The organism is Streptomyces sp. NPDC091271 (assembly GCF_044757505.1).
Classification (GTDB): domain Bacteria; phylum Actinomycetota; class Actinomycetes; order Streptomycetales; family Streptomycetaceae; genus Streptomyces.
The window spans coordinates 499,860-521,271 of record NZ_JBIVVD010000001.1; the positions used below are offsets into that span (position 1 = coordinate 499,860).

Annotated in this window: 19 protein-coding genes; 13 read left to right on the plus strand and 6 right to left on the minus strand. The window is 71.5% G+C overall.

The genetic code is table 11. The features are described from left to right. The first annotated feature begins 68 nt into the window (after window positions 1-68). Both ACIQM3_RS02560 and ACIQM3_RS02565 read left to right on the plus strand, forming a co-directional pair. Complete coding sequence (locus ACIQM3_RS02560; protein WP_104791830.1) at window positions 69-341, plus strand: DUF1876 domain-containing protein; 273 nt, start codon at window positions 69-71, stop codon at window positions 339-341. A gap of 54 nt (window positions 342-395) precedes the next feature. Beyond that, window positions 396-1,046, plus strand: a complete 651-nt coding sequence (locus tag ACIQM3_RS02565; protein WP_401617728.1) for a hypothetical protein — start codon at window positions 396-398, stop codon at window positions 1,044-1,046. On the opposite strand, the gene ACIQM3_RS02570 is transcribed toward ACIQM3_RS02565, so the two are convergent. Next, window positions 1,047-2,270: a methyltransferase domain-containing protein gene (locus ACIQM3_RS02570; protein WP_401617730.1), complete on the minus strand. Its 1,224-nt coding sequence runs from the start codon at window positions 2,268-2,270 to the stop codon at window positions 1,047-1,049. Window positions 2,271-2,360: 90 nt separating this feature from the next. Here ACIQM3_RS02570 and ACIQM3_RS02575 point away from each other — a divergent pair, with 90 nt between their 5' ends. From ACIQM3_RS02575 to groL, 3 genes are all read left to right on the plus strand, one after another. Next, window positions 2,361-3,314 (plus strand): polysaccharide deacetylase family protein, encoded by a 954-nt coding sequence (locus tag ACIQM3_RS02575; protein WP_401617733.1) that lies wholly within the window; start codon window positions 2,361-2,363, stop codon window positions 3,312-3,314. Window positions 3,315-3,587: 273 nt separating this feature from the next. Further along, the gene (gene groES, locus ACIQM3_RS02580) at window positions 3,588-3,896 is read left to right on the plus strand and encodes a co-chaperone GroES (RefSeq protein WP_003966899.1); all 309 of its coding nucleotides are present in this window, start codon (window positions 3,588-3,590) and stop codon (window positions 3,894-3,896) included. Between the two features lie 97 nt (window positions 3,897-3,993). Next, on the plus strand, window positions 3,994-5,619 hold the full coding sequence (gene groL / locus ACIQM3_RS02585; protein ID WP_358973399.1) for a chaperonin GroEL: 1,626 nt from the start codon (window positions 3,994-3,996) through the stop codon (window positions 5,617-5,619). Between the two features lie 76 nt (window positions 5,620-5,695). Here groL and ACIQM3_RS02590 read toward each other — a convergent pair whose 3' ends face one another. Continuing rightward, the gene (locus ACIQM3_RS02590) at window positions 5,696-6,469 is read right to left on the minus strand and encodes an SDR family NAD(P)-dependent oxidoreductase (RefSeq protein ID WP_401617736.1); all 774 of its coding nucleotides are present in this window, start codon (window positions 6,467-6,469) and stop codon (window positions 5,696-5,698) included. 229 nt (window positions 6,470-6,698) lie between these two features. Here ACIQM3_RS02590 and ACIQM3_RS02595 point away from each other — a divergent pair, with 229 nt between their 5' ends. Together ACIQM3_RS02595 and ACIQM3_RS02600 are read left to right on the plus strand one after the other, a co-directional pair. Continuing rightward, complete coding sequence (locus ACIQM3_RS02595) at window positions 6,699-7,550, plus strand: ABC transporter ATP-binding protein (RefSeq protein WP_401617739.1); 852 nt, start codon at window positions 6,699-6,701, stop codon at window positions 7,548-7,550. Continuing rightward, entirely contained in the window at window positions 7,550-10,057 is a 2,508-nt protein-coding gene (locus ACIQM3_RS02600) for an ABC transporter permease (RefSeq protein WP_401619946.1), read from the plus strand. The genes ACIQM3_RS02595 and ACIQM3_RS02600 overlap by 1 nt, the downstream gene beginning before the upstream one ends. Here ACIQM3_RS02600 and ACIQM3_RS02605 read toward each other — a convergent pair. Continuing rightward, on the minus strand, window positions 10,052-10,732 hold the full coding sequence (locus ACIQM3_RS02605) for an MOSC domain-containing protein (RefSeq protein WP_401617742.1): 681 nt from the start codon (window positions 10,730-10,732) through the stop codon (window positions 10,052-10,054). The genes ACIQM3_RS02600 and ACIQM3_RS02605 overlap by 6 nt on opposite strands. An 82-nt stretch (window positions 10,733-10,814) precedes the next feature. On the opposite strand from ACIQM3_RS02605, the gene ACIQM3_RS02610 reads away from it, so the two are divergent. Then, window positions 10,815-11,705 (plus strand): LysR family transcriptional regulator, encoded by an 891-nt coding sequence (locus tag ACIQM3_RS02610; protein WP_401513126.1) that lies wholly within the window; start codon window positions 10,815-10,817, stop codon window positions 11,703-11,705. Between the two features lie 85 nt (window positions 11,706-11,790). Here the strand turns inward: ACIQM3_RS02610 and ACIQM3_RS02615 are convergent, their stop codons facing one another. Beyond that, window positions 11,791-12,120, minus strand: a complete 330-nt coding sequence (locus ACIQM3_RS02615; RefSeq protein ID WP_099173812.1) for a WhiB family transcriptional regulator — start codon at window positions 12,118-12,120, stop codon at window positions 11,791-11,793. A 423-nt stretch (window positions 12,121-12,543) separates the two neighbouring features. Between ACIQM3_RS02615 and ACIQM3_RS02620 the strand changes: the two genes are divergently transcribed. The 4 genes from ACIQM3_RS02620 to ACIQM3_RS02635 all read left to right on the plus strand — a co-directional run bounded on the left by ACIQM3_RS02620 (window position 12,544) and on the right by ACIQM3_RS02635 (window position 17,094). Continuing rightward, window positions 12,544-13,155, plus strand: a complete 612-nt coding sequence (locus tag ACIQM3_RS02620; RefSeq protein WP_003948568.1) for a response regulator transcription factor — start codon at window positions 12,544-12,546, stop codon at window positions 13,153-13,155. A 336-nt stretch (window positions 13,156-13,491) separates the two neighbouring features. After that, entirely contained in the window at window positions 13,492-14,067 is a 576-nt protein-coding gene (locus tag ACIQM3_RS02625) for a sigma-70 family RNA polymerase sigma factor (protein ID WP_030123887.1), read from the plus strand. A 136-nt stretch (window positions 14,068-14,203) separates the two neighbouring features. Further along, window positions 14,204-15,706 carry an IMP dehydrogenase gene (gene guaB, locus ACIQM3_RS02630; protein WP_104788354.1) on the plus strand — a complete coding sequence of 501 codons (1,503 nt, stop codon included), beginning with the start codon at window positions 14,204-14,206 and terminating at the stop codon, window positions 15,704-15,706. A gap of 263 nt (window positions 15,707-15,969) precedes the next feature. Continuing rightward, window positions 15,970-17,094, plus strand: coding sequence for a GuaB3 family IMP dehydrogenase-related protein (locus ACIQM3_RS02635; protein WP_104788355.1), 1,125 nt, complete (start codon window positions 15,970-15,972; stop codon window positions 17,092-17,094). 70 nt (window positions 17,095-17,164) lie between these two features. Here the strand turns inward: ACIQM3_RS02635 and ACIQM3_RS02640 are convergent, their stop codons facing one another. Together ACIQM3_RS02640 and ACIQM3_RS02645 are read right to left on the minus strand one after the other, a co-directional pair. Then, window positions 17,165-17,770 carry a hypothetical protein gene (locus tag ACIQM3_RS02640; RefSeq protein ID WP_401617747.1) on the minus strand — a complete coding sequence of 202 codons (606 nt, stop codon included), beginning with the start codon at window positions 17,768-17,770 and terminating at the stop codon, window positions 17,165-17,167. A 127-nt stretch (window positions 17,771-17,897) separates the two neighbouring features. Then, window positions 17,898-19,160, minus strand: coding sequence for a nucleotide sugar dehydrogenase (locus ACIQM3_RS02645; protein ID WP_401617750.1), 1,263 nt, complete (start codon window positions 19,158-19,160; stop codon window positions 17,898-17,900). Window positions 19,161-19,414: 254 nt separating this feature from the next. On the opposite strand from ACIQM3_RS02645, the gene ACIQM3_RS02650 reads away from it, so the two are divergent. Further along, on the plus strand, window positions 19,415-21,121 hold the full coding sequence (locus ACIQM3_RS02650; RefSeq protein WP_401617753.1) for a glycerol-3-phosphate dehydrogenase/oxidase: 1,707 nt from the start codon (window positions 19,415-19,417) through the stop codon (window positions 21,119-21,121). Window positions 21,122-21,412: the final 291 nt, after the last annotated feature.

Genomic DNA, 21,412 nt, shown 5'->3' on the forward strand with positions numbered 1-21,412 from the left:
GCCGCACGCCGTGCGCGGGCGGGGGATCGGGCGCACCCTGGAAGCAGGAATCCCGGGAGGTGACCGACATGATGGAGACCACGGTCGGCTGGCACATCGAGCTGGAATTCGAGGAGGACACCCATCGGACCCGTGCGGCCGCGATGGTGCGGCTGAGCGACGGGACCGAGGTGCGGGCCCACGGGTACGCCAGCCGCCACCCCTCCGACGCGGAGCAGCCGAGGGTCGGCGAGGAGATCGCCGGTGCCCGCGCGCTCAACGAGCTGGCGATGAAGCTTCTCACCAAGGCACATGACGAGATCGACGAGGCGTCCGGCCGCACGTCGTACCCGCTGACCTGACCCGGGCCTGTCCCACGTCCCCGGGCGGGGTGCGCACTCGGTAATCTCTGGGCCATGCCCAGTCGTTCACCGCTTCCGCCGCCTCCTCCGCCCGTGGAGATACGTTCGTGGCCCGACCGAGGCGCCCTGCTGAGGGACCGGGCGCTCGTCCTCGGTGAGCTGGTGACGATGTTCATCGGACCCGGGCGGCTCGGAATCCTGTGGATGTGGGCGGGGATCGCCGCGCTCGGCTGGTCCCTGATGGGTACGGCGTTCCTCATGTTCGAGGACGCCTACGACGCCCTCGGTGCGATCCCGGCGGTCATCTGCCTCGCCGTCGGTGCCGCGGTGCTGGTTCCCGCGGCCGTCCTCATGGCCGTGGGCGTGGCCAGGGACCTGCGGGTCCACCGGCTGCTGGTGCAGTGGGGCGCGCTGGACCGCGACCCGGAGGGGGACAAGCTCCTGCGCAGGCCGCGGGCGAGCCTCGCGTGGCTGCTGATGTCGTTCACGCTCTGCGCGGCGGGGCTCTTCGGCTGTGTGGCCGTCCCGGCGACCGCCAGGGCGGGCGAGGAGACGTACGGCCTGGTGGCCTGGCTGGTGGGACTGGGATTCCTCGCCTGGCTCACGGGGCTGACCGGCCTGCTGAAGGCGTTCGCCCACCGCCGCTGGGTGCTGCGGACGCCGGCCGGGGCCCCGGCGGAACCGCTGGTCGCGGCGGACCGCTGATCAGGTCCGCTTCACGGGCTGCCCGATCAGCATCGTCGGCGCCCCGGCCACCCGGGTCAGGAAGACGGTGGCCGTGTGCGGCCCCTGGAGCTTCATCTTCCGGCGCAGCTCCTCCGGTTCGACGGCCGAGCCGCGCTTCTTGACGGTCAGCACGCCCACCTGACGCTCCCTCAGCAGGGCTTTCAGCTTCTTCATGTTGAAGGGCAGCTGATCGGTGATCTCGTACGCGGCCGTGGCGTCGGACTCGTACGGCCGGTCGCTCGTGACGTACGCGATCGTCTCGTCGATCAGCCTGCCCTCGCACCGCTCCACGATGTCGGCCACCAGATGGGCGCGGATGACGGCGCCGTCCGGCTCGTACAGATAGCGGCCGACGGGGCCTACCGGCGGGGCGGGGAGCGGGCCGGCGGAGACGAGGGTGGTGCGGGACGGGAGCAGCGTGGCCCGGAAGGTGCCGGGGGCGAAGCCCTCGCCGAACCAGAGCACGGCCTCCTTCACATCGCCGCCGTCCGAGATCCACTCGGCCTCGGCTCCCGGTTCGATCGCCTCGTGCGGGACGCCGGGGGCGATCTTCAGCGCGGCGCGGGGGGCCTTCAGTGCGGCCCCGGTCGCCCAGGAGAGCGGCGGTGAGTAGGCCTCGGGGTCGAAGATCCTGCCCCGCCCGCCGCGCCTCGCCGGGTCGACGAAGACCGCGTCGTACGGGGAGGTGTCGACCTCCGTGACATCGGCGCACCGCACCTCGACGAGGTCCTGGAGGCCGAGCGCCTCGGCGTTGGCGCGGGCGACCTGGGCGGTGAGCGGATCGCGGTCCACCGCCAGGACCGAGATGCCCGCCCTGGCCAGGGCGATCGCGTCCCCGCCGATGCCGCAGCACAGGTCGGCGACGCTCCGTACGCCGAGCTCCGCGAACCGCCCGGCCCGGTAGCCGGCGACCGAGGTGCGGGTCGCCTGCTCCACGCCGTCGGGGGTGAAGAACATGCGGTACGCGTCCGCCGCCCCGAACTTCGCCACCGCGCGCTGACGCAGCCGCGCCTGGCCGAGCGCCGCCGACACGAGGGCGGCGGGGTGCGTGCGGCGCAGCCGGGTCGCGGTCGCCAGCTCCCGGGCGGGATCGTGGTCGCGCAGCTCGTCCAGGAGCGCCGCACCCTCGGGGGTGCGGAGGGCGGCGAAGGCGGTGAGCGGGTCGGCCGGGTCGGCCTGATCGGCAGGGGGAAGGGCGTTCACCAGTCCATTGTGAGCCAGCCGGGGGACCCGGGGGGTCCCCCGGAGGTGTCGCCGGAGACGGCCGGGGACCCGGTGGCAGGATGCGGCGCCATGCAGCTAGTACGACAAAACGACAAAACAGCCCCCAAGCGCCACAGACCGGTCTGCGCGGTCCTGGTCGCCCTGCTGGTCGGTGCCGCCGCCTCCGGGTGTGGCGGCGGTGCGGACGAAGGGGCCGCCGGGCGGCAGAAGCCGGTGGCCGGGCAGCCGGGAGCCGCCGCCGCGCAGGCGGGCCCCGCCGCGGCCGAGGCGAAGGCGAGGGCCGAGGCCGAGCGGCTGAAGCGGGCGGTCGCCGCCCGTACCGCCGTCGCGAGGAAGTGGGGCCTGGTCAAGGTCCCGCTCGTCGCACCCGCGCCGCCGGCCGGGAAGCCGCACATCACCACCCGTAAGGGCTTCGAGGTCGAGGGCGGGGAGGATCTGCCGCCGGTCTTCACCACCGTGCCGACCAAGGAGCGGATCGTCTTCCTGACGATGGACGACGGCGCGGAGAAGGACCCTGAACTGCTGCGGATGATGTCGGAGCTGAACATCCCGTACAGCGCCTTCCTCAGCGACTACGAAGTCAGCGACGACTACGGCTACTTCAAGGACATGCAGGCCCGGGGGGTCACCCTCAGCAACCACACGCTCAACCACCGCTATCTCCCCGGGCTCTCCCGGGAGGAGCAGCACCGGGAGATCTGTGGCTCGCAGGACAAGATCGAGAGGTTCCTGGGGAAGCGGCCCACCCTCTTCCGCCCGCCGTACGGCAACTACAACGGCGACACCCTGCGCGTCGCCAAGTCCTGCGGCATCAAGGCCGTGCCCCTGTGGGCCGCCGAGGCGTTCCCCGACCACATGGAGTGGCGCGAGTGGGACCAGGACCTGCATCCCGGCGACATCATCCTCACCCACTTCCGGGGGCGTGAGGACTGGGACGGCTCCATGGCCGACATGATCCGCAACGTCATGAAGACGGTCACCGACAAGGGATACGCCGTGGCCAGGCTGGAGGACTACGTCTGACGGGCGGTCATCCGCCGCGCGGAACCCTGTGGAGATCTCCCGCGTTGTCCGGGCGTGCGCCGGTCCCACGGCGCCACGCGAGGGTGGTGAATTGGCACTCCGCTTGACCGAGTGCTAATCGCGGTCATAGTGTCAGTGCTGGCACTCCCCGATGGAGAGTGCCAGCACAACCGCGCGACAGGGCAGGTCCGGCACCCGCGACGACGGATCGACCTGGTCGCCACCCCACAGACTGTTAAACCCCGTGAGATCTCCGAAGGGGGAGACCGGATCGTGTCGACCACCAGCTCCAAGGTTGCGATCAAGCCGCTCGAGGACCGCATTGTGGTCCAGCCGCTCGACGCCGAGCAGACCACGGCTTCCGGCCTGGTCATTCCGGACACCGCCAAGGAGAAGCCCCAGGAGGGCGTCGTCCTGGCCGTGGGCCCGGGCCGCTTCGAGAACGGCGAGCGCCTTCCGCTCGACGTCAAGACCGGCGATGTCGTTCTGTACAGCAAGTACGGCGGCACCGAGGTGAAGTACAACGGCGAGGAGTACCTCGTCCTCTCGGCGCGCGACGTTCTCGCGATCGTCGAGAAGTAATTCACTTAACGTTTGCTTCCGTTCTGCGCCCCTGGCCCCCTGCGAAAACTAGCCGGGCGGCGAGGGGCGCAGTTCGTTTGAGAGGACAGCTCAGCCCATGGCGAAGATTCTGAAGTTCGACGAGGACGCCCGTCGCGCCCTTGAGCGCGGCGTCAACAAGCTTGCCGACACGGTGAAGGTGACGATCGGCCCGAAGGGCCGCAACGTCGTCATCGACAAGAAGTTCGGCGCCCCCACCATCACCAACGACGGTGTCACCATCGCGCGCGAGGTCGAGCTCGACGACCCGTACGAGAACCTCGGTGCCCAGCTGGTGAAGGAGGTGGCGACCAAGACCAACGACGTAGCGGGTGACGGCACCACCACCGCCACCGTGCTCGCCCAGGCCCTCGTCCGCGAAGGCCTCCGCAACGTCGCCGCGGGCGCGTCCCCGGCCGCCCTGAAGAAGGGCATCGACGCCGCCGTGAAGGCTGTGTCCGAGGACCTCCTCGCGACCGCCCGCCCGATCGACGACAAGGCCGACATCGCCGCCGTGGCCGCGCTCTCCGCGCAGGACCCGCAGGTCGGCGAGCTCATCGCGGACGCGATGGACAAGGTCGGCAAGGACGGTGTCATCACCGTCGAGGAGTCCAACACCTTCGGTCTGGACCTCGAGTTCACCGAGGGCATGGCCTTCGACAAGGGCTACCTGTCCCCGTACATGGTGACCGACCAGGAGCGTATGGAGGCCGTCCTCGACGACCCGTACATCCTGATCCACCAGGGCAAGATCGGCTCCATCCAGGAGCTGCTCCCGCTGCTGGAGAAGGTCATCCAGGCCGGCGCCTCCAAGCCGCTCCTGATCATCGCCGAGGACGTCGAGGGCGAGGCGCTCTCCACCCTCGTCGTCAACAAGATCCGTGGCACCTTCAACGCCGTCGCGGTGAAGGCCCCGGGCTTCGGTGACCGCCGCAAGGCCATGCTCGGCGACATCGCCACCCTCACCGGTGCGACCGTCATCGCCGAGGAGGTCGGCCTCAAGCTCGACCAGGCCGGTCTGGACGTGCTGGGCACCGCCCGCCGCGTCACCGTCTCCAAGGACGACACGACCATCGTCGACGGCGGCGGCGACTCCGCCGACGTCAAGGGCCGCGTCAACCAGATCAAGGCCGAGATCGAGTCCACGGACTCCGACTGGGACCGCGAGAAGCTCCAGGAGCGCCTCGCGAAGCTGGCCGGCGGCGTGTGCGTGATCCGCGTCGGTGCGGCCACCGAGGTGGAGCTCAAGGAGAAGAAGCACCGTCTGGAGGACGCCATCTCCGCGACCCGCGCCGCGGTCGAGGAGGGCATCGTCTCCGGTGGTGGCTCCGCTCTGGTCCACGCCGTCAAGGTCCTCGAGGGCAACCTCGGCAAGACCGGCGACGAGGCCACGGGTGTCGCGGTCGTGCGCCGCGCCGCCGTCGAGCCGCTCCGCTGGATCGCGGAGAACGCGGGCCTCGAGGGCTACGTCATCACCTCGAAGGTCTCCGAGCTCGACAAGGGTCAGGGCTTCAACGCCGCGACCGGCGAGTACGGCGACCTGGTGAAGGCCGGCGTCATCGACCCGGTCAAGGTCACCCGCTCCGCCCTGGAGAACGCCGCGTCCATCGCGTCGCTGCTGCTCACGACCGAGACCCTGGTCGTCGAGAAGCCGGCCGAGGAAGAGGCCGACGCCGGTCACGGCGGCCACGGCCACAGCCACTAGTACGGCTCCGCAGGACAGCGAGGCCCGGTACCCCCGTCGCGGGGGCACCGGGCCTCGGTGCGTTCTCCGTGCTCGCCTACTGAGGTCCGTAACTCCGGCCCGCGCGGGAGGTGACCCCGCCGAGGAGACTGCGGGGCGTCAGCTTCACCAGGCCCATGAGTGCCTTGTAACGCGGGTCCGGGATCGACACCGACCTGCCCCGGGCGAGGTCCTCCAGGGCCGCGGCCACCAGCTTGTCCGCGTCGAGCCACATCCAGTCCGGGATGTTGCCCGTCCCCATCCCGGCCCGCTCGTGGAACTCGGTCCGTACGAAGCCCGGGCACAGCGCCATCAGCCGCACCCCCGAACCCGCGAGGTCCTTCGCGGCGCCCTGGGTGAACTGGACGACCCAGGCCTTCGACGCCCCGTACGTCCCCCGCGGCAGGAACGCCGCGACGGAGGCCACGTTGACCACGCCGCCGCGACCGCGCTCCCGCATCGAGCCGGCGGCTGCCGAGGTCAGACGCAGCACCGCCTCGCAGTGGACCTTCAGCATCATCAGCTCGTCGGCCACCGGGACATCCAGGTAGCGGCCCTTGTTGCCGAAGCCCGCGTTGTTGACCAGCAGGTCGACGGGGCTCACCCGGTCCGTCAGCCGTGCCGCGACCGCCTCGATCCCGCTGTCCGTGGACAGATCGGCCGTCAGCACCTCGGCCTCGATGCCGTGTCCGTCGTGCAGCTCGGTGGCCTGGGCCCGCAGCCGCTCCGTGTCACGGGCCACCAGCACCAGATTGTGCCCGTCACTCGCGAGCCGCCGCGCGAAGGCGGCCCCGATCCCCGCCGTCGCGCCCGTAATCAGTGCAGTCGTCATAGGCGGCACGTTAGCCGCCTCGCGCACGGGCGGTGGACCCGGCTTCTTCCAGGTGGGGCCACCCTTCTTCCAGGTGGGGCCGTCCTTCGTCCAGGTGGGGCCGGTGGGGACTCGTCCGCCCCCTACCGCGGTAGCACCTCCATGTTGGCTCCCGGGTATGACGCCCGGCGCGAGGCCGTCCCCGTACTTTCCACCCCGTCGGTACGAGAACATCGCGAAAGGGCGGGACATGAGGCTACGCAGCGGCAAACGGGAGCAGACGGACGACCGGCCGGAGGCCCCGGCCGCCACACCGGGTTCCGCCGTCGAACTGCGCGGTGTCCGGAGGCGGTACGGGCGCGGCCCCGGTGCCGTGCACGCGCTCGCGGGCGTCGACCTCGCCCTCCCACGCGGCACGTTCACCGCGGTCATGGGCCCCTCCGGGTCCGGGAAGTCCACCTTCCTGCAGTGTGCCGCCGGGCTCGACCAGCCGTCGGAGGGATCCGTGCACCTCGGTGGCACCGAGATCACCGGTATGAGCGAGAACCAGCTCACCGAGCTCCGCCGCAGCCGCCTCGGCTTCGTCTTCCAGGCGTTCAACCTGCTGCCGTCGCTGACCGTGGAGCAGAACGTCCTGCTGCCCCTGCGCCTCGCCGGGCAGCGCCAGGACCGCCGCCGGGCGGCCGAGGCGCTCGCGCAGGTCGGGCTCGCCGACAAGGCGCGGCGCCGGCCCGGCGAGCTCTCCGGCGGCCAGCAGCAGCGCGTGGCCGTCGCCCGCGCCCTGGTCACCGACCCCGACGTGATCTTCGCCGACGAGCCGACCGGGGCCCTCGACACCGGAACCGCCGCCGAGGTGCTCGGCCTGCTCCGGCACGCGGTGGACACTCCCTCCGGGCTCCGAGCGGGTGGGAGGCATCCCCACGGCGCCACTGTCGTCATGGTCACCCACGACCCGGCCGCGGCGGCCTGGGCCGACCAGGTGCTGTTCCTCGCGGAGGGAACCTTCGCCGGCGGTCTGGAGCGCGGTTCGGCGGAGCAGATCGCGGCGCGGATGGCGGCGCTCACCGCCCGTACGGACGTGATGGCGGGGGCCGCGGCATGATGCGGCCCACCGGACTCGCCCGCGCGGCCGTCCGCTTCAAACCCGCCTCGTTCGCGGGCACGTTCGTCGCCCTGATGATGGCGGCGCTGATCGTCTCGGCCTGCGGCACCCTGCTGGAGACAGGCATCCGCGCCTCGGTGCCGGCGCAGCGGTACGCGAAGGCGCCGGTCGTCGCGGCAGCCGACCAGTCCGCGCGGGTCGTCTCCGACACCGTCGACGGCCCCGAGGAATCCGCGTACCCGCTGCCGGACAAGGCCCGTGTCGACGCGGGGCTCGTGGCGAAGGCCGCCCGGACACCGGGTGCCGGGGCCGCGGTGCCGGACTCCACCTTCCCGGTGCGGCAGGGCGACGCGGCGATCACCGGTCACGGCTGGGGATCGCACGCCTTCACCGGTACCGCGCTGTCCGCGGGCACCGCGCCGCGCGCGGGCGAGGTCGTGCTCGACGACACCGCCGCCCGTAGTGCGAAGGCCGGTGTCGGTGGCACCGTCACGCTCGAGACAGCCGCAGGCCGCGCCGGCTTCCGGGTGTCCGGGCTGGCCGAGCCCGGGGCGGGCGACATGACGGCGGGCGCCACGGCCACGGCCTGGTTCACCGATGCCGAGGCGCCCGTGCTGGCCGGGCACCCCGGCAAGGTCGACGCCATCGCCGTACTGGCCGAGGGCGGCGCCTCCCCCACCGACGAAGCGGCCCTCGCCACCGCCGTCGGAGAGTCCCTCGCCGGCTCCGGCGCGCAGGTGCTCACCGGAGACGGCCGGGGAGGGGTCGAGGACCGGGGCCTGGCGTACGCCAAGGAGACGCTCACCGGACTCGGCGGCTCCTTCGGCGGGATCGCCACCCTGGTCGCCGTCTTCACCGCAGCCGGCACGGTGGCCCTCTCCGTCGGCCAGCGCACCCGAGAGTTCGCCCTCCTGCGCGCGGTCGGCGCCACCCCGCGGCAGATCCGCCGCGCGGTCGCCGCCGAGGCGCTCCTCGTCGCGCCGCTCGCCGGTCTGGCCGGCTGCCTGCCGGGGATCGGGCTCGCGCACTGGTGGTTCGGGCAGCTGAAGGACCGCGGGGTCATCCCGGAGGCGGTGGAACTCCACGTCTCGTGGGTCCCGCTGGTCACCGCCGTCGGGGCCGGGCTGCTCACGGCACTCGGCGCCGGCTGGGCGGCCGGGCGCAGGCCCGCCAGGATCAAACCGGGGCAGGCACTCGCCGAAGCCTCGGTGGAGCGGCTGCGGCCGGGCGTCGTCCGTACCGTCCTCGGGCTGGCCGCCCTCGGCGGCGGCGCGGTCCTCGCCGGTGTCGCGGCCTCCTCCGCCGGTGACGACGCGGCAGGCGCCTCCCTCGGCGTCATCATGCTCTTCATGCTCGCCTTCGCCCTGCTCGGCCCGCTGGTGGCCCGGCTGTGCGCGGCGCTCTTCGGCCTGCTGCTGCGCGGCGGCGGGGCCGCGGCGACGCTGGCCGCCGTCAACTCCCGTACCAACTCCCGCCGGCTGGCCTCCGCGATCACCCCGATCGTGCTGGCCATGGCCTTCGCCTCGACGCTCGTCTTCATGCACACGAGCGAGAGCAAGGTCGCCTCGGACCAGCTCCGCGCCGGCATCACCGCGGACCACGTCGTCACCGACCCGGCGGGCCTGCCCGCCGACGCCGCCGACCGGGCCGCACGCGTTCCCGGCGTCGACGCGGCCGTGAGTCTGCTCGACACGCAGGTGCTGGTGCCCGTACGCGCCGTCGGCGAGACCTCGTTGCAGGGGGCATCGGCCCAGGGGGTCTCGGGCTCCGCCGCCCAGCTCGCCCGGGTGCAGGACCTGGATGTGCGCAGCGGCAGCCTGGACCGGGTCGGGGCGGGCCGGATCGCCATCGACAGGACCCTCGCCGCCGCGGCGGGAGTCGGGGTCGGCGACCCACTGCCGCTCCACCTCCCCGACGGCACCGAGGACCGCCCCGAAGTCGTCGCGATCTACAGCCGCGGCCTGGGCCTGGCGGCGGTGACCATGGACCGCGCGTCCCTGGCCGGCCACGTCACGTCGAGCTTCGACAGCACGCTGCTGGTACGCGGCGGGGACGCCGGGTCGCTCGCCGCACTCGGCAAGGTCACCGACGCCTCGGGCTACGCCGTCGAGCAGGACCTGGACCACGCCTACGGCGCCTGGTCCAACTACATGATGGCCGCCGTCCTGGGCGGCTTCGCCGCCGTCGCCGCCGCCAACACCCTGGTGATGACGGTCCTGGACCGCCGCCGCGAACTGTCCACGCTCCGCCTCGTCGGCTCCACCCGCCGCCAGGTGCTGCGCATGCTGCGCTGGGAGAGCCTGCTGGTCTCGGCGGCGGGCGTGGCCCTGGGGACAGTCATCGCCATGATCACGCTGACGCCGATGATGCGCGGCGTGACAGGCGAGTCCCCGCACGTGCCCCCGCTGCTGTACGCCACGTTCGCCGCGGCCGCGGTGTCCCTCGGCCTCCTCGCCGTGACCCTCCCGGGCCGCGCGGCACTGCGCGACCGGGAGGCGGGATCATGACGCCTGACCGGCGCTCCGCTTCGCCACGTACGCCCGTGCCGCGCGCAGGGTCTCCGTGTGCAGCGCGTCGCCGGCTTCGAGCAGGCGCGGCAGCAGCTCCCGCTCCGTGGTTGTCGCCCGGAACTCCAGGGCCGTGGTGATCCCGTGGCCGGGGACGTGCACCACCTCGACCGGGTCACCGCTTCGGATCGTCCCCGGCTCGATCACCCGGAGATACGCGCCCGTGGCCCCCTCGCGGGTGAACCGCTTCACCCAGCCCCGCTCGCCCAGGTGGCCCGCGAACGTACGGCACGGGATGCGGCCCGAGGTCACCTCGAGGATCACGTCGTCGCCGATGCGCCAGCGCTCCCCGATCCGCGCGTGGCTCACCACGAGCCCGAGGGTCGTCAGGTTCTCGCCGAACGCACCGTTGGGCAGGGGGCGGCCGAGCTGCTTCTCCCAGGCGTCGAGCTCCTCGCGTGCGTACGCGTACACGGCCTGGTCCGATCCGCCGTGGTGCCTGAGGTCGCACACCGCGTCACCGGCCAGGCCACTGCCGCCGGTGCCCTTGGGGCCGGGATCGGCGACCCGCACGGGACCGTCGGACGGCTGTTTGCCGATCCCGGTGAGCCCGTCGGCTCCGTCGCTGTGGGGAGAGGGCGTGGGACGGCCGAGATTCACGGAGAGCACCTTCATAACCGAACAGGCTAATGGGGCCGCACTCAAAGCCGCTCGTGATTAATCGCCCGAAGCTGCAAGAGTCCCTTATGGTTGAAGGGTGATCGAAGCCCGTCATCTCCGTGTCCTGCGCGCCGTGGCCACCACCGGTTCCTTCTCCGCCGCCGCGCGGGAGCTGGGCTGCACCCAGCCCGCCGTCAGCCAGCAGATGAAGGCCCTGGAGGGCTCGGCGGGGACGCCGCTGCTGATCCGTACGGGGCGCGAGATGCGCCTCACCCAGGCGGGTGAGGCGCTGGTGCGGCATGCCTCCGGCATCCTCGCCGGGCTGACCGCCGCCGAGGAGGAGATCGCCGCGATCGCCGGGCTGCGGGCCGGCCGGGTCCGGCTCGTGTCGTTCCCGAGCGGGAGCTCCACCCTGGTCCCCGGCGCCCTCGCCGCGCTGCGCGCCGCGCACCCCGGGACCCAGGTCTCGCTCGTCGAGGCGGAGCCGCCGCGCTCGGTGGAGATGCTGCGCGACGGGGACTGCGACATCGCGCTGGCGTTCCGCTACGGGACGGCCGGCGGCGAGTGGGACGACCTGGTCGTGCGCCCGCTGCTCAGGGACCGGCTGATCGGTCTGGTCCCCGAGGGGCACCGGCTGGCGGACGCGGACGCGGTGGGCATCGGGGAGCTGGCCGACGAGTCGTGGATCGCCGGCTGCCCGCGCTGCCGGCGCCAGCTGGTCGAGGTCTGCGAGGAGTCGGGCTTCACCCCGCGGATCGACTTCGCCACGGATGACTACCCGGCGGTGATCGGCCTCGTCGGAGCGGGTCTCGGAGTCGCCGTCCTGCCCCGGCTGGCCATCGAGTCCGTGCGTTCCAAAGGCGCGCGCACCGTGACGGTGGAGCCTGCCGTGGAGCGGGAGATCGTCGCCCTCACCCTGCCCGACCTCTCCCGGGTGCCGGCGGTGGCGGCGACCCTGGACCAGCTGTCCCTGGCGGCCGCACGCTGACCGGCCCGGCCCGCGGCACCCATCTCACCAGGTCCTGCGGCAGGCGTGAGGAAACGTTTCTGCGTTCGGCGGGTCGTGCGGAGTGTCAGGTGTGACCGGCCTCCGGGGCCGGTCCTGAGTGGGCGGAGATCAGACGGTTGCGGGCGCGGCCCATGAGCTCTTCGCGCTCGTCCTCGGTCAGGCCGCCCCATACGCCGTAGGGCTCTCGTACCGCGAGCGCGTGCGCCGCGCACTCGGCGCGCACCGGGCAGCGCATGCAGACCTCCTTGGCCGAGGTCTCACGGGCACTCCGGGCTGCTCCGCGTTCCCCTTCGGGGTGGAAGAAGAGCGAACTGTCGACCCCGCGGCAGGCGGCCAGCAGCTGCCAGTCCCACAGGTCCGCGTTGGGTCCGGGAAGGCGGGAGAAATCTGCCATTGCGTGTCCCCTCGAAACCTTGCTGGTTCGGAAACGGCTTCCTCGACCGTTGTTGCTCGTCGGTGACCTGAGTCCCGACCGTACATCTACGGTGTTAGTAGATGTAAATATGACTGATTGGGAATCTAGCCGCAGACGCCAGCAAAAGTGAAGAAAACCCGCTAAATGGGGCAGGTCGCAGGGTGAGAGATCGGTTGAGGGATGAATGACCCCGTGTCGCTCTCCTCCGTGTGCGAGCCCTCACTTAGAGTGCCGAACCGGATGCTTTGACCCGTAACTCTTTCGAGTGACCGTCGTTGATGGGGGAGAGGCGGTTGACGGAGAACGAGCTCGGGCAGATGTCCGAGGGGGTCAACCGCACAGGTGACGACTTGTATCAGCCTGGAGGCTCAAGGTGACGCGCATCAGCTGCGGAGGACGGTCATGACATCCGTCCTCGTCTGCGACGACTCCCCGCTTGCCCGAGAAGCGCTCCGCCGCGCGGTTGCGACCGTGCCCGGCGTCGAGCGTGTGACGACGGCGGCCAACGGCGAGGAAGTCCTCCGCCGCTGGGGGGCCGACCGTTCGGATTTGATTCTGATGGACGTACGCATGCCCGGTCTGGGGGGTGTGGAGACGGTCCGGCGGCTGCTCTCGGCGGACCCCGGGGCCAGGATCATCATGCTGACCGTCGCCGAGGACCTGGACGGTGTCGCGCTCGCGGTCGCCGCCGGGGCCCGCGGTTATCTGCACAAGGACGCCTCGCGTGCCGAGCTGCGCGCGACGGTGACCCAGGCGCTCGCGGATCCGACGTGGCGGCTCGCCCCGCGCCGGCTGCGGTCCGCCGAGATGGGGGCGGCGCCGACCCTCACCGCGCGGGAGATCCAGGTGCTCGAAGGTATGAGCCACGGGCGTTCCAACGCGGAGATCGGGCGTGAGCTGTTCCTCTCCGAGGACACGGTGAAGACGCACGCGCGACGTCTGTTCAAGAAGCTCGGGGCCTCGGACCGTGCGCACGCCGTCGCGCTCGGATTCCGCTGGGGTCTGGTCCGCTGATGCCGCCGCGCGGCCGGTAGCCGTGCGATCCCGTCCGCACGCCGGCGGACGGGGCGACGGTGGCGTGCGGACCCGCGGCCGGGCCCTCCCCACCAGCGCTATGTGACGCTTCCCGGCCGATGCCGCATCCTTGGGGTTGTGGAGTTCCTCGGGGAACATTCGGTCGAGCGGAAGGGGAGGGCGCAGGACATGACATCCGGCGCACCCGCTCAGAACGCTGGAGCACTCGCTCACGACGCGGACGACGCACATACCGGCGCACCCGCTGATAACGCTTCGGTGCACAACTCGGGACGCGATGCATCGGATCGGACGGCGCCAAGGCACCATGGTCCGATGCGCGAGGACGGGACGACGGTGATCGGTGCTCTGGTGCACCGCGCCGTCGACGGTGACGCGCAGGCCACCCATGACCTGCTGGCCCATGTCCACCCCCTCGCTCTGCGCTACTGCAGGTCACGACTGAACCGGCTGCCCGGTGATGCCCGTCACTTCGTGGAGGACCTCGCGCAGGAGGTCTGCGTCGCGGTCCTGATGGCGCTGCCGCGGTACAAGGACACCGGCAGGCCCTTCGAGGCGTTCGTCTTCGCCATCGCGGGCCACAAGGTCGCCGACCTCCAGCGCGCCGCGATGCGGCACCCCGGTTCGACGGCCGTGCCCTCCGACGAGATGCCGGAGCGGCCCGACGACTCGCTCGGCCCCGAGGAGCGGGCGCTCCTCAGCAGCGACGCGGCCTGGGCCAAGAAACTTCTCGCCAATCTGCCGGAGAACCAGCGTGAGCTGCTGGTCCTCCGGGTCGCGGTCGGACTGACCGCGGAGGAGACCGGGCAGATGCTCGGGATGTCCCCGGGCGCCGTGCGCGTCGCCCAGCACCGCGCGCTGAGCAGACTGCGGGCCCTCGCGGGCCAGTAGGGGCCGGTTCCCGCGGGCTTCCGCGATGTGGAGGAAGCCACAGAACCGCCAGGTGATCTTGCTCGTGGAATGAGACACCCCGTTGGGCCGTTAGCATGGACATCCGCACCGATCAAGGCCATTTGGGGAAGGTGTCATGACTGCAAACGTCGACGGAGTGCCCGAGAAATTCGCGACGCTCGGGCTGACATACGACGACGTGCTGCTGCTGCCGGGCGCATCTGACGTGCTGCCCAACGCGGTCGACACCTCGTCGCTCATCTCGCGGAACGTACGCGTGAACATCCCGCTGCTCTCCGCCGCGATGGACAAGGTGACCGAGGCCCGGATGGCGATCGCCATGGCCCGGCAGGGCGGTGTCGGTGTGCTGCACCGCAACCTCTCGATCGAGGACCAGGTCAACCAGGTCGACCTCGTGAAGCGGTCCGAGTCCGGCATGGTCACCGACCCGATCACGGTGCACCCCGACGCCACCCTCGGCGAGGCCGACGCGCTCTGCGCGAAGTTCCGCATCAGCGGAGTGCCGGTCACCGACGCCGCGGGCAAGCTCCTCGGCATCGTGACCAACCGTGACATGGCCTTCGAGTCGGACCGGTCGCGCCAGGTGCGCGAGGTCATGACGCCGATGCCGCTGGTCACGGGCAAGGTCGGGATCTCCGGCGTGGAGGCCATGGAGCTGCTGCGCCGCCACAAGATCGAGAAGCTGCCGCTGGTCGACGAGGCCGGCATCCTCAAGGGCCTCATCACGGTCAAGGACTTCAAGAAGGCCGAGCAGTACCCGAACGCCGCCAAGGACGCCGAAGGCCGTCTGCTGGTCGGCGCGGCCGTCGGCGCCAGCCCCGAGGCGCTGGACCGCGCCCAGGCGCTCGCGTCCGCCGGGGTCGACTTCCTGATCGTCGACACCTCGCACGGCCACAACAGCAACGCCCTCAACTGGATGGCGAAGATCAAGTCGGCCGTGGACGTGGACGTGATCGGCGGCAACGTCGCGACCCGCGACGGCGCCCAGGCCCTGATCGACGCCGGCGTGGACGGCGTCAAGGTCGGCGTCGGACCCGGTTCGATCTGTACCACCCGTGTGGTCGCCGGCATCGGCGTCCCGCAGGTCACCGCGATCTACGAGGCCGCGCTGGCCGCCCGCGCGGCGGGCGTCCCGGTCATCGGCGACGGCGGCCTGCAGTACTCCGGCGACATCGGCAAGGCCCTGGTGGCCGGCGCGGACACGGTGATGCTCGGCTCGCTGCTCGCCGGTTGCGAGGAGTCCCCGGGTGAGCTGATGTTCATCAACGGCAAGCAGTTCAAGTCGTACCGCGGCATGGGTTCGCTGGGCGCGATGCAGTCCCGTGGGCAGGGCCGCTCGTACTCGAAGGACCGCTACTTCCAGGCCGAGGTGTCCTCGGACGACAAGCTCGTCCCCGAGGGCATCGAGGGCCAGGTGCCCTATCGCGGCCCGCTGGCCAACGTGCTGCACCAGCTCGTCGGCGGTCTCCGCCAGACGATGGGCTACGTGGGCGCGGCCTCGGTCGACGAGATGGAGAGCAAGGGACGCTTCGTCCGGATCACCTCGGCGGGTCTCAAGGAGAGCCACCCGCACGACATCCAGATGACGGTCGAAGCACCGAACTACAGCAGGAAGTAAGACACCAACGCAGGTGAGGGGCGGACCGGGGTTCCCGGGACCGCCCTTGGCCCGCCCGTCGCACGGGGAGTGGCGTCGCGGGGCCGGGCACGCGCATCTGCGGCGTTGTCGTCAATCAACAACGCTCCGCGTTGCCTCAATCCTCCGCCTTGCAGCTGCACGCACCCAGCCCCGCTCCTTGACCCACCCCCCATGCGACGGGCGGGCTCACCCGCGTGTCGGGGATACTGGTCAGCGCAGACGTAGAGGAAAGGCACACCATCGTGACTGAGATCGAGATCGGGCGCGGCAAGCGCGGTCGCCGGGCATACGCGTTCGACGACATCGCTGTCGTGCCGAGCCGCCGCACCCGCGACCCGAAGGAGGTCTCGATCGCCTGGCAGATCGATGCCTACCGCTTCGAGCTGCCCTTCCTGGCCGCCCCCATGGACTCGGTGGTCTCCCCGCAGACCGCCATCCGCATCGGTGAGCTGGGCGGCCTCGGCGTCCTCAACCTCGAGGGGCTGTGGACCCGGCACGCCGACCCGCAGGCGCTCCTCGACGAGATCGCCGAGATGCCCGTCGAGACCGCCACCCCACGGCTCCAGGAGATCTACTCCGCCCCCATCCAGGAGGAGCTGATCGGGCAGCGCATCAAGGAGGTGCGCGACTCCGGTGTCGTCACCGCCGCCGCGCTCTCGCCGCAGCGCACCGCGCAGTTCTCCAAGGCCGTGGTCGACGCGGGCGTGGACATCTTCGTCATCCGCGGTACGACGGTCTCCGCCGAACACGTCTCCGGTGCCGCCGAGCCGCTCAACCTGAAGCAGTTCATCTACGAGCTGGACGTCCCGGTCATCGTCGGCGGCTGCGCCACGTACACCGCCGCCCTGCACCTGATGCGCACCGGCGCGGCCGGTGTCCTCGTCGGCTTCGGCGGCGGCGCGGCGCACACCACGCGCAACGTCTTCGGCATCCAGGTCCCGATGGCGACCGCGGTCGCCGATGTGGCCGGGGCCCGCCGTGACTACATGGACGAGTCCGGCGGCCGGTACGTCCACGTCATCGCGGACGGTGGCGTCGGCTGGTCCGGCGACCTGCCCAAGGCCATCGCCTGTGGCGCGGACGCCGTGATGATGGGCTCCCCGCTGGCCCGCGCCACGGACGCGCCCGGCCGCGGCCGGCACTGGGGCATGGAGGCCGTCCACGAGGACGTGCCGCGCGGCAAGCTGGTCGACCTCGGCTCCGTCGGCACGACGGAGGAGGTCCTCACCGGCCCCTCGCACAACCCCGACGGCTCGATGAACATCTTCGGCGCGCTGCGCCGGGCGATGGCCACCACGGGCTACAGCGACCTCAAGGAGTTCCAGCGCGTCGAGGTGACGGTGGCGGACTCGCAGCACCGCCGCTGATCTCCCGCTCGCGCACGCACGACGGCCCGGACCATTCCTCTGGTCCGGGCCGTCGTGCGTGCGCGAGGTGTCAGCCGGCCCGCTTGGCGCCACCGAAGGAGGCGACCGGACCCAGGAGGAGGAAGAGGTACGTCATGAAGTCGGCCTCCTCCTTCCAGATGTCGAGGACATCGCTGAAGTGGTCGAAGAACACCTCGGAGAAGCCGACGCCCAGACCGTCCGCGAGGATCATCGACATGCCGATGAGCTGGCCGAGGAAGACGGCGACCAGGGAGAAGACGGCACTCGCGCCGAGGACGGCGGGGTTGGCGCCGCCGATCTTGCTCGCGGCGAAGCCGACCAGGAAGCCGACGCCGATGGCCGCGTAGCCGACCTCACGCTCGATGGACCCGGCCAGGACGCCGTAGAGGATGGCGGCCACTATCGCGGCGCCCAGGGCTGCCAGCACACCGAGGCCGACCTTGTTGCCGGCCGCCTGCGGGGCGGGCGGGAACGGTCCACCGGCGAACTGGCCCGGCTGCTGGCCGGCGAACGGGTTGCCCGTCGGCGCCGGAGGCTGCTGGCCGTACGGGTTGCCGGTCTGGACGGGCTGCTGCGCCGCGTACGGGTTGCCGTCGGCCGGCTGTCCGCCGTAGGGCTGCTGTGGCGAATTCGGCGGCTGCACGGGCTGGCTCATGGTGGATCTTCCCCCTGGGACGGATACGCGCACGAGTGTGCGAGTGACGCCGCAGGCTAGCAGCCCGTGCCGACACAGCCCACCGCGATCCTTGCGGGCACTGGCCTCGGGCGGCCTCGGGGTGTTCTCAGAGCCGGTGCGCGGCTCCCGCCGGGGTCGCTCCCCGGGTGTCCAGGAGGAGTTGGGCCTTCACGGCGAGGCCCTGGAGGTCGTACGTGCGATGGTGCTGGAGAAGCACCGTCAGGTCGGCCCCGGCGGCGGCCTCGTAGAGCGAGTCGGCGCGGGGGACGGGCTGGTCGCGCACCCGCCAGTCCAGGACGTGCGGGTCGTGGTAACCGATCTGGGCGCCCATGTCCATCAGCCGGGTCGCGATCTCCCGGGCGGGCGAGGCCTCCTGGTCGGCGAGGTCCGGCTTGTAGGTGACACCGAGAAGCAGGACCCGGGCCCCCCGGACGGACTTCCCGTGTTCGTTCAGCAGGGTGGCGCAGCGCTGGATCACGTAGCTCGGCATCCGGTCGTTGATCTCCTTGGCCAGCGAGACCATGCGCAACGGGTGTCCGGGGGTACGGCTGTTGTACGGGAAGTAGCCCGGGTCCACGGGGACGCCGTGGCCGCCGACACCCGGGCCCGGGCGGAACGGCTCGAAGCCGAACGGCTTGGTCTCGGAGCACCTGATGACGTCCCAGAGGTCGACACCGAGGTCGTGGCAGAGCACCGCCATCTCGTTGACGAGCGCGATGTTGACGTGCCGGAAGTTGGTTTCGAGGACCTTCGTCATCTCCGCCTCGCGCGGCCCGCGGGCCCGGACGACCTTGTCGGTGAGCCGTCCGTAGAAGGCGGCGGCCGATTCGGTGCAGGCGGGGGTGAGACCGCCGATGACCTTCGGGGTGTTGCCGTACACATGGGTGCGGTTGCCGGGGTCGAGGCGTCCGGGGGAGTGGGCGAGGTGGAAGTCCCGGCCGGCGCGCAGCCCGGAACCCTCCTCCAGCAGGGGGCGTACGACGTTCTCGGTGGTGCCGGGCGGCACGGCCGACTCCACCAGGACGGTGGTGTGCGGCCGCAGCCGGGCGGCGAGCGCGCGGGCCGCGTCGGTGACGGCGCGGAGGTCGAGGGCGCGGTCCGGCCCGAGGGGGGTGGGGGCGCAGATCGCGGCGGTGCGCACCCGGCCCAGCTCGGCGGGGTCGGCGGTGGGCCGGAAGCCGCCCGAGATCATCCGCCGGATGTCGGACGCGCTGAGGGATCCCTCGACCGGAGTACGGCCCGCGGAGAGTTCGGCGAAGGGGCGTGGGTCGGTGTCGTAGCCGACGGTGTGGATTCCCACGCCTACGGCTGCTTGGGCGAGGGGCAGGCCGATGTGACCGAGTCCGATGACGGCGAGGTCTGCGGGCATGTGGGCCGTCCTTCCCTAAGGCCAAGAGACAGAAAGTGCAACTGCTGGGGACAGCGCTATGTCAGACTAGGCGTAAATATGACCTATATGTCGCATTCTGTGACTCTTGTGGGGCGGGTGTTGTCCACAGGCGGTGGCTGAAGTCGTGGACCGCGGACAGAATCGAGGGGTGGGCACGGGCGCCCGGCCCTCCGGCCGGTCTCCGCTCACGTGCCGTACGACCCCCGATGCACCGGGATTACCGGGAGGCAGCAGTGAGGACAGCGACACTGGGACCCGCGGAGCGCGCCGAGGCGCTGACCGCGATGGCCGAGCGCGAACTGGACGTGCTGGTCGTGGGAGCGGGCGTGGTCGGCGCCGGGACCGTGCTGGACGCGGCCACCAGAGGCCTTTCGACCGGACTGGTCGAGGCGCGCGACTGGGCGTCCGGCACATCGAGCAGGTCGAGCAAGCTGATCCACGGCGGGCTGCGCTATCTGGAGATGCTGGACTTCGCTCTCGTACGGGAGGCGCTGAAGGAGCGCGGGCTGCTGCTGGAGCGGCTGGCGCCACACCTGGTGAAGCCCGTCCCCTTCCTCTACCCGTTGCAGCACAAGGGCTGGGAGCGGCTCTACGCGGGCTCGGGCGTCGCGCTGTACGACGCGATGTCGGTCTCCTCCGGACACGGCCGCGGGCTGCCCGTGCACCGGCATCTGTCCCGGCGCCACGCCCTCCGGGTCGCCCCCGCGCTCAAGAAGGACGCCCTGGTCGGAGCCCTTCAGTACTACGACGCCCAGATGGACGACGCGCGCTATGTGGCGACCCTGGTGCGCACGGCCGCGGGTTACGGCGCGCATGTGGCCAACAGGGCGCGGGTGACCGGCTTCCTCCGCGAGGGTGAGCGGGTCGTCGGCGCGCGGGTGCAGGACGTCGAAGGCGGCGAGGAGTACGAGATCAGGGCCAAGCAGGTGGTCAACGCCACCGGGGTGTGGACGGACGACACCCAGGCGCTGATCGGCGAGCGCGGCCAGTTCCACGTCCGGGCGTCCAAGGGCATCCATCTCGTGGTGCCCAAGGACCGGATCCACTCCTCGACCGGGCTCATCCTGCGGACCGAGAAGTCGGTGCTCTTCGTGATCCCGTGGGGACGGCACTGGATCATCGGCACGACCGACACCGACTGGGACCTGGACAAGGCGCATCCGGCCGCCTCCAGCGCCGACATCGACTATCTCCTCGAACACGTGAACTCGGTGCTGAACACCCCGCTGGGCAGGGACGACGTCGAGGGCGTCTACGCCGGGCTCCGCCCCCTGCTGGCCGGCGAGTCGGACGCCACGAGCAAGCTCTCGCGCGAACACACGGTGGCGCACCCGGCGCCCGGTCTCGTCGTCGTGGCGGGCGGCAAGTACACGACGTACCGGGTGATGGCGAAGGACGCCGTCGACGAGGCGGTGCACGCGCTGGACCAGCGGGTGGCGGAATGCGTCACGGAGGACATCCCGCTGCTGGGTGCCGAGGGGTACCGCGCCCTGTGGAACGCCCGGGCCAGGACGGCCGCCCGTACAGGTCTGCACGTCGTCCGGGTCGAGCACCTGCTCAACCGGTACGGCTCGATGACCGAGGAGCTCCTGGAGCTCGTGAAGGGCGACTCCTCACTGGGCGAGCCGCTGGCCGGCGCCGAGGACTACCTGCGGGCGGAGGTCGTCTACGCCGCCTCGCACGAGGGCGCCCGGCACCTCGACGACGTCCTGACACGGCGCACCCGGATCTCCATCGAGACCTTCGACCGGGGCACCCGCTGTGCCCGCGAGTGCGCGGACCTGATGGCGCCGGTGCTCGGCTGGGACACGGGCCAGGTCGAGCGCGAGGTGGAGCACTACCGCAAGCGCGTGGAGGCGGAGCGGGAGTCCCAGCGGCAGCCCGACGACCTGACGGCGGACGCGGCACGGCTGGGGGCGCCGGACATCGTGCCTCGCTGAGGTCGTTTCAGGAAGCCGCGCCGGGAGCCCTGTCCGGGGGCCCCGGCGCGGGCAGACCGGTTCCGTGAGGTGCGGAGCCGGCCTTCCCCTGCCCGCGCACGTGGTGACGCCGCGTCGACGTGGTCCCCCGCCGGGATTCCGCGGCGCGCGGAGCCGTACTTCTCCTCGCTCCGGGGGTGATGCGGGGGTGCCGGAAGTGCGGCCGCGGGGGCGCGGCCCTCGACGGCGGACCGGGGGAGGTAGGACGATGCGGTCGTGAGGTGTGGTTCGCTTGGCAGGCTCGCCGTTCCC

What these genes read in the sequence shown, in the direction of transcription:
- groL (WP_358973399.1), top strand. Translation starts at nt 3,994, where the DNA reads ATGGCGAAGATTCTGAAGTTCGACGAGGACGCCCGTCGCGCCCTTGAG.
- ACIQM3_RS02595 (WP_401617739.1), top strand. Translation starts at nt 6,699, where the DNA reads ATGAGGCTACGCAGCGGCAAACGGGAGCAGACGGACGACCGGCCGGAG.
- ACIQM3_RS02590 (WP_401617736.1), bottom strand. Translation starts at nt 6,469, where the DNA reads ATGACGACTGCACTGATTACGGGCGCGACGGCGGGGATCGGGGCCGCC.
- ACIQM3_RS02575 (WP_401617733.1), top strand. Translation starts at nt 2,361, where the DNA reads ATGCAGCTAGTACGACAAAACGACAAAACAGCCCCCAAGCGCCACAGA.
- ACIQM3_RS02620 (WP_003948568.1), top strand. Translation starts at nt 12,544, where the DNA reads ATGACATCCGTCCTCGTCTGCGACGACTCCCCGCTTGCCCGAGAAGCG.
- ACIQM3_RS02605 (WP_401617742.1), bottom strand. Translation starts at nt 10,732, where the DNA reads ATGAAGGTGCTCTCCGTGAATCTCGGCCGTCCCACGCCCTCTCCCCAC.
- guaB (WP_104788354.1), top strand. Translation starts at nt 14,204, where the DNA reads ATGACTGCAAACGTCGACGGAGTGCCCGAGAAATTCGCGACGCTCGGG.
- ACIQM3_RS02615 (WP_099173812.1), bottom strand. Translation starts at nt 12,120, where the DNA reads ATGGCAGATTTCTCCCGCCTTCCCGGACCCAACGCGGACCTGTGGGAC.
- ACIQM3_RS02640 (WP_401617747.1), bottom strand. Translation starts at nt 17,770, where the DNA reads ATGAGCCAGCCCGTGCAGCCGCCGAATTCGCCACAGCAGCCCTACGGC.
- ACIQM3_RS02625 (WP_030123887.1), top strand. Translation starts at nt 13,492, where the DNA reads ATGCGCGAGGACGGGACGACGGTGATCGGTGCTCTGGTGCACCGCGCC.
- ACIQM3_RS02560 (WP_104791830.1), top strand. Translation starts at nt 69, where the DNA reads ATGATGGAGACCACGGTCGGCTGGCACATCGAGCTGGAATTCGAGGAG.
- ACIQM3_RS02565 (WP_401617728.1), top strand. Translation starts at nt 396, where the DNA reads ATGCCCAGTCGTTCACCGCTTCCGCCGCCTCCTCCGCCCGTGGAGATA.
- ACIQM3_RS02645 (WP_401617750.1), bottom strand. Translation starts at nt 19,160, where the DNA reads ATGCCCGCAGACCTCGCCGTCATCGGACTCGGTCACATCGGCCTGCCC.
- ACIQM3_RS02600 (WP_401619946.1), top strand. Translation starts at nt 7,550, where the DNA reads ATGCGGCCCACCGGACTCGCCCGCGCGGCCGTCCGCTTCAAACCCGCC.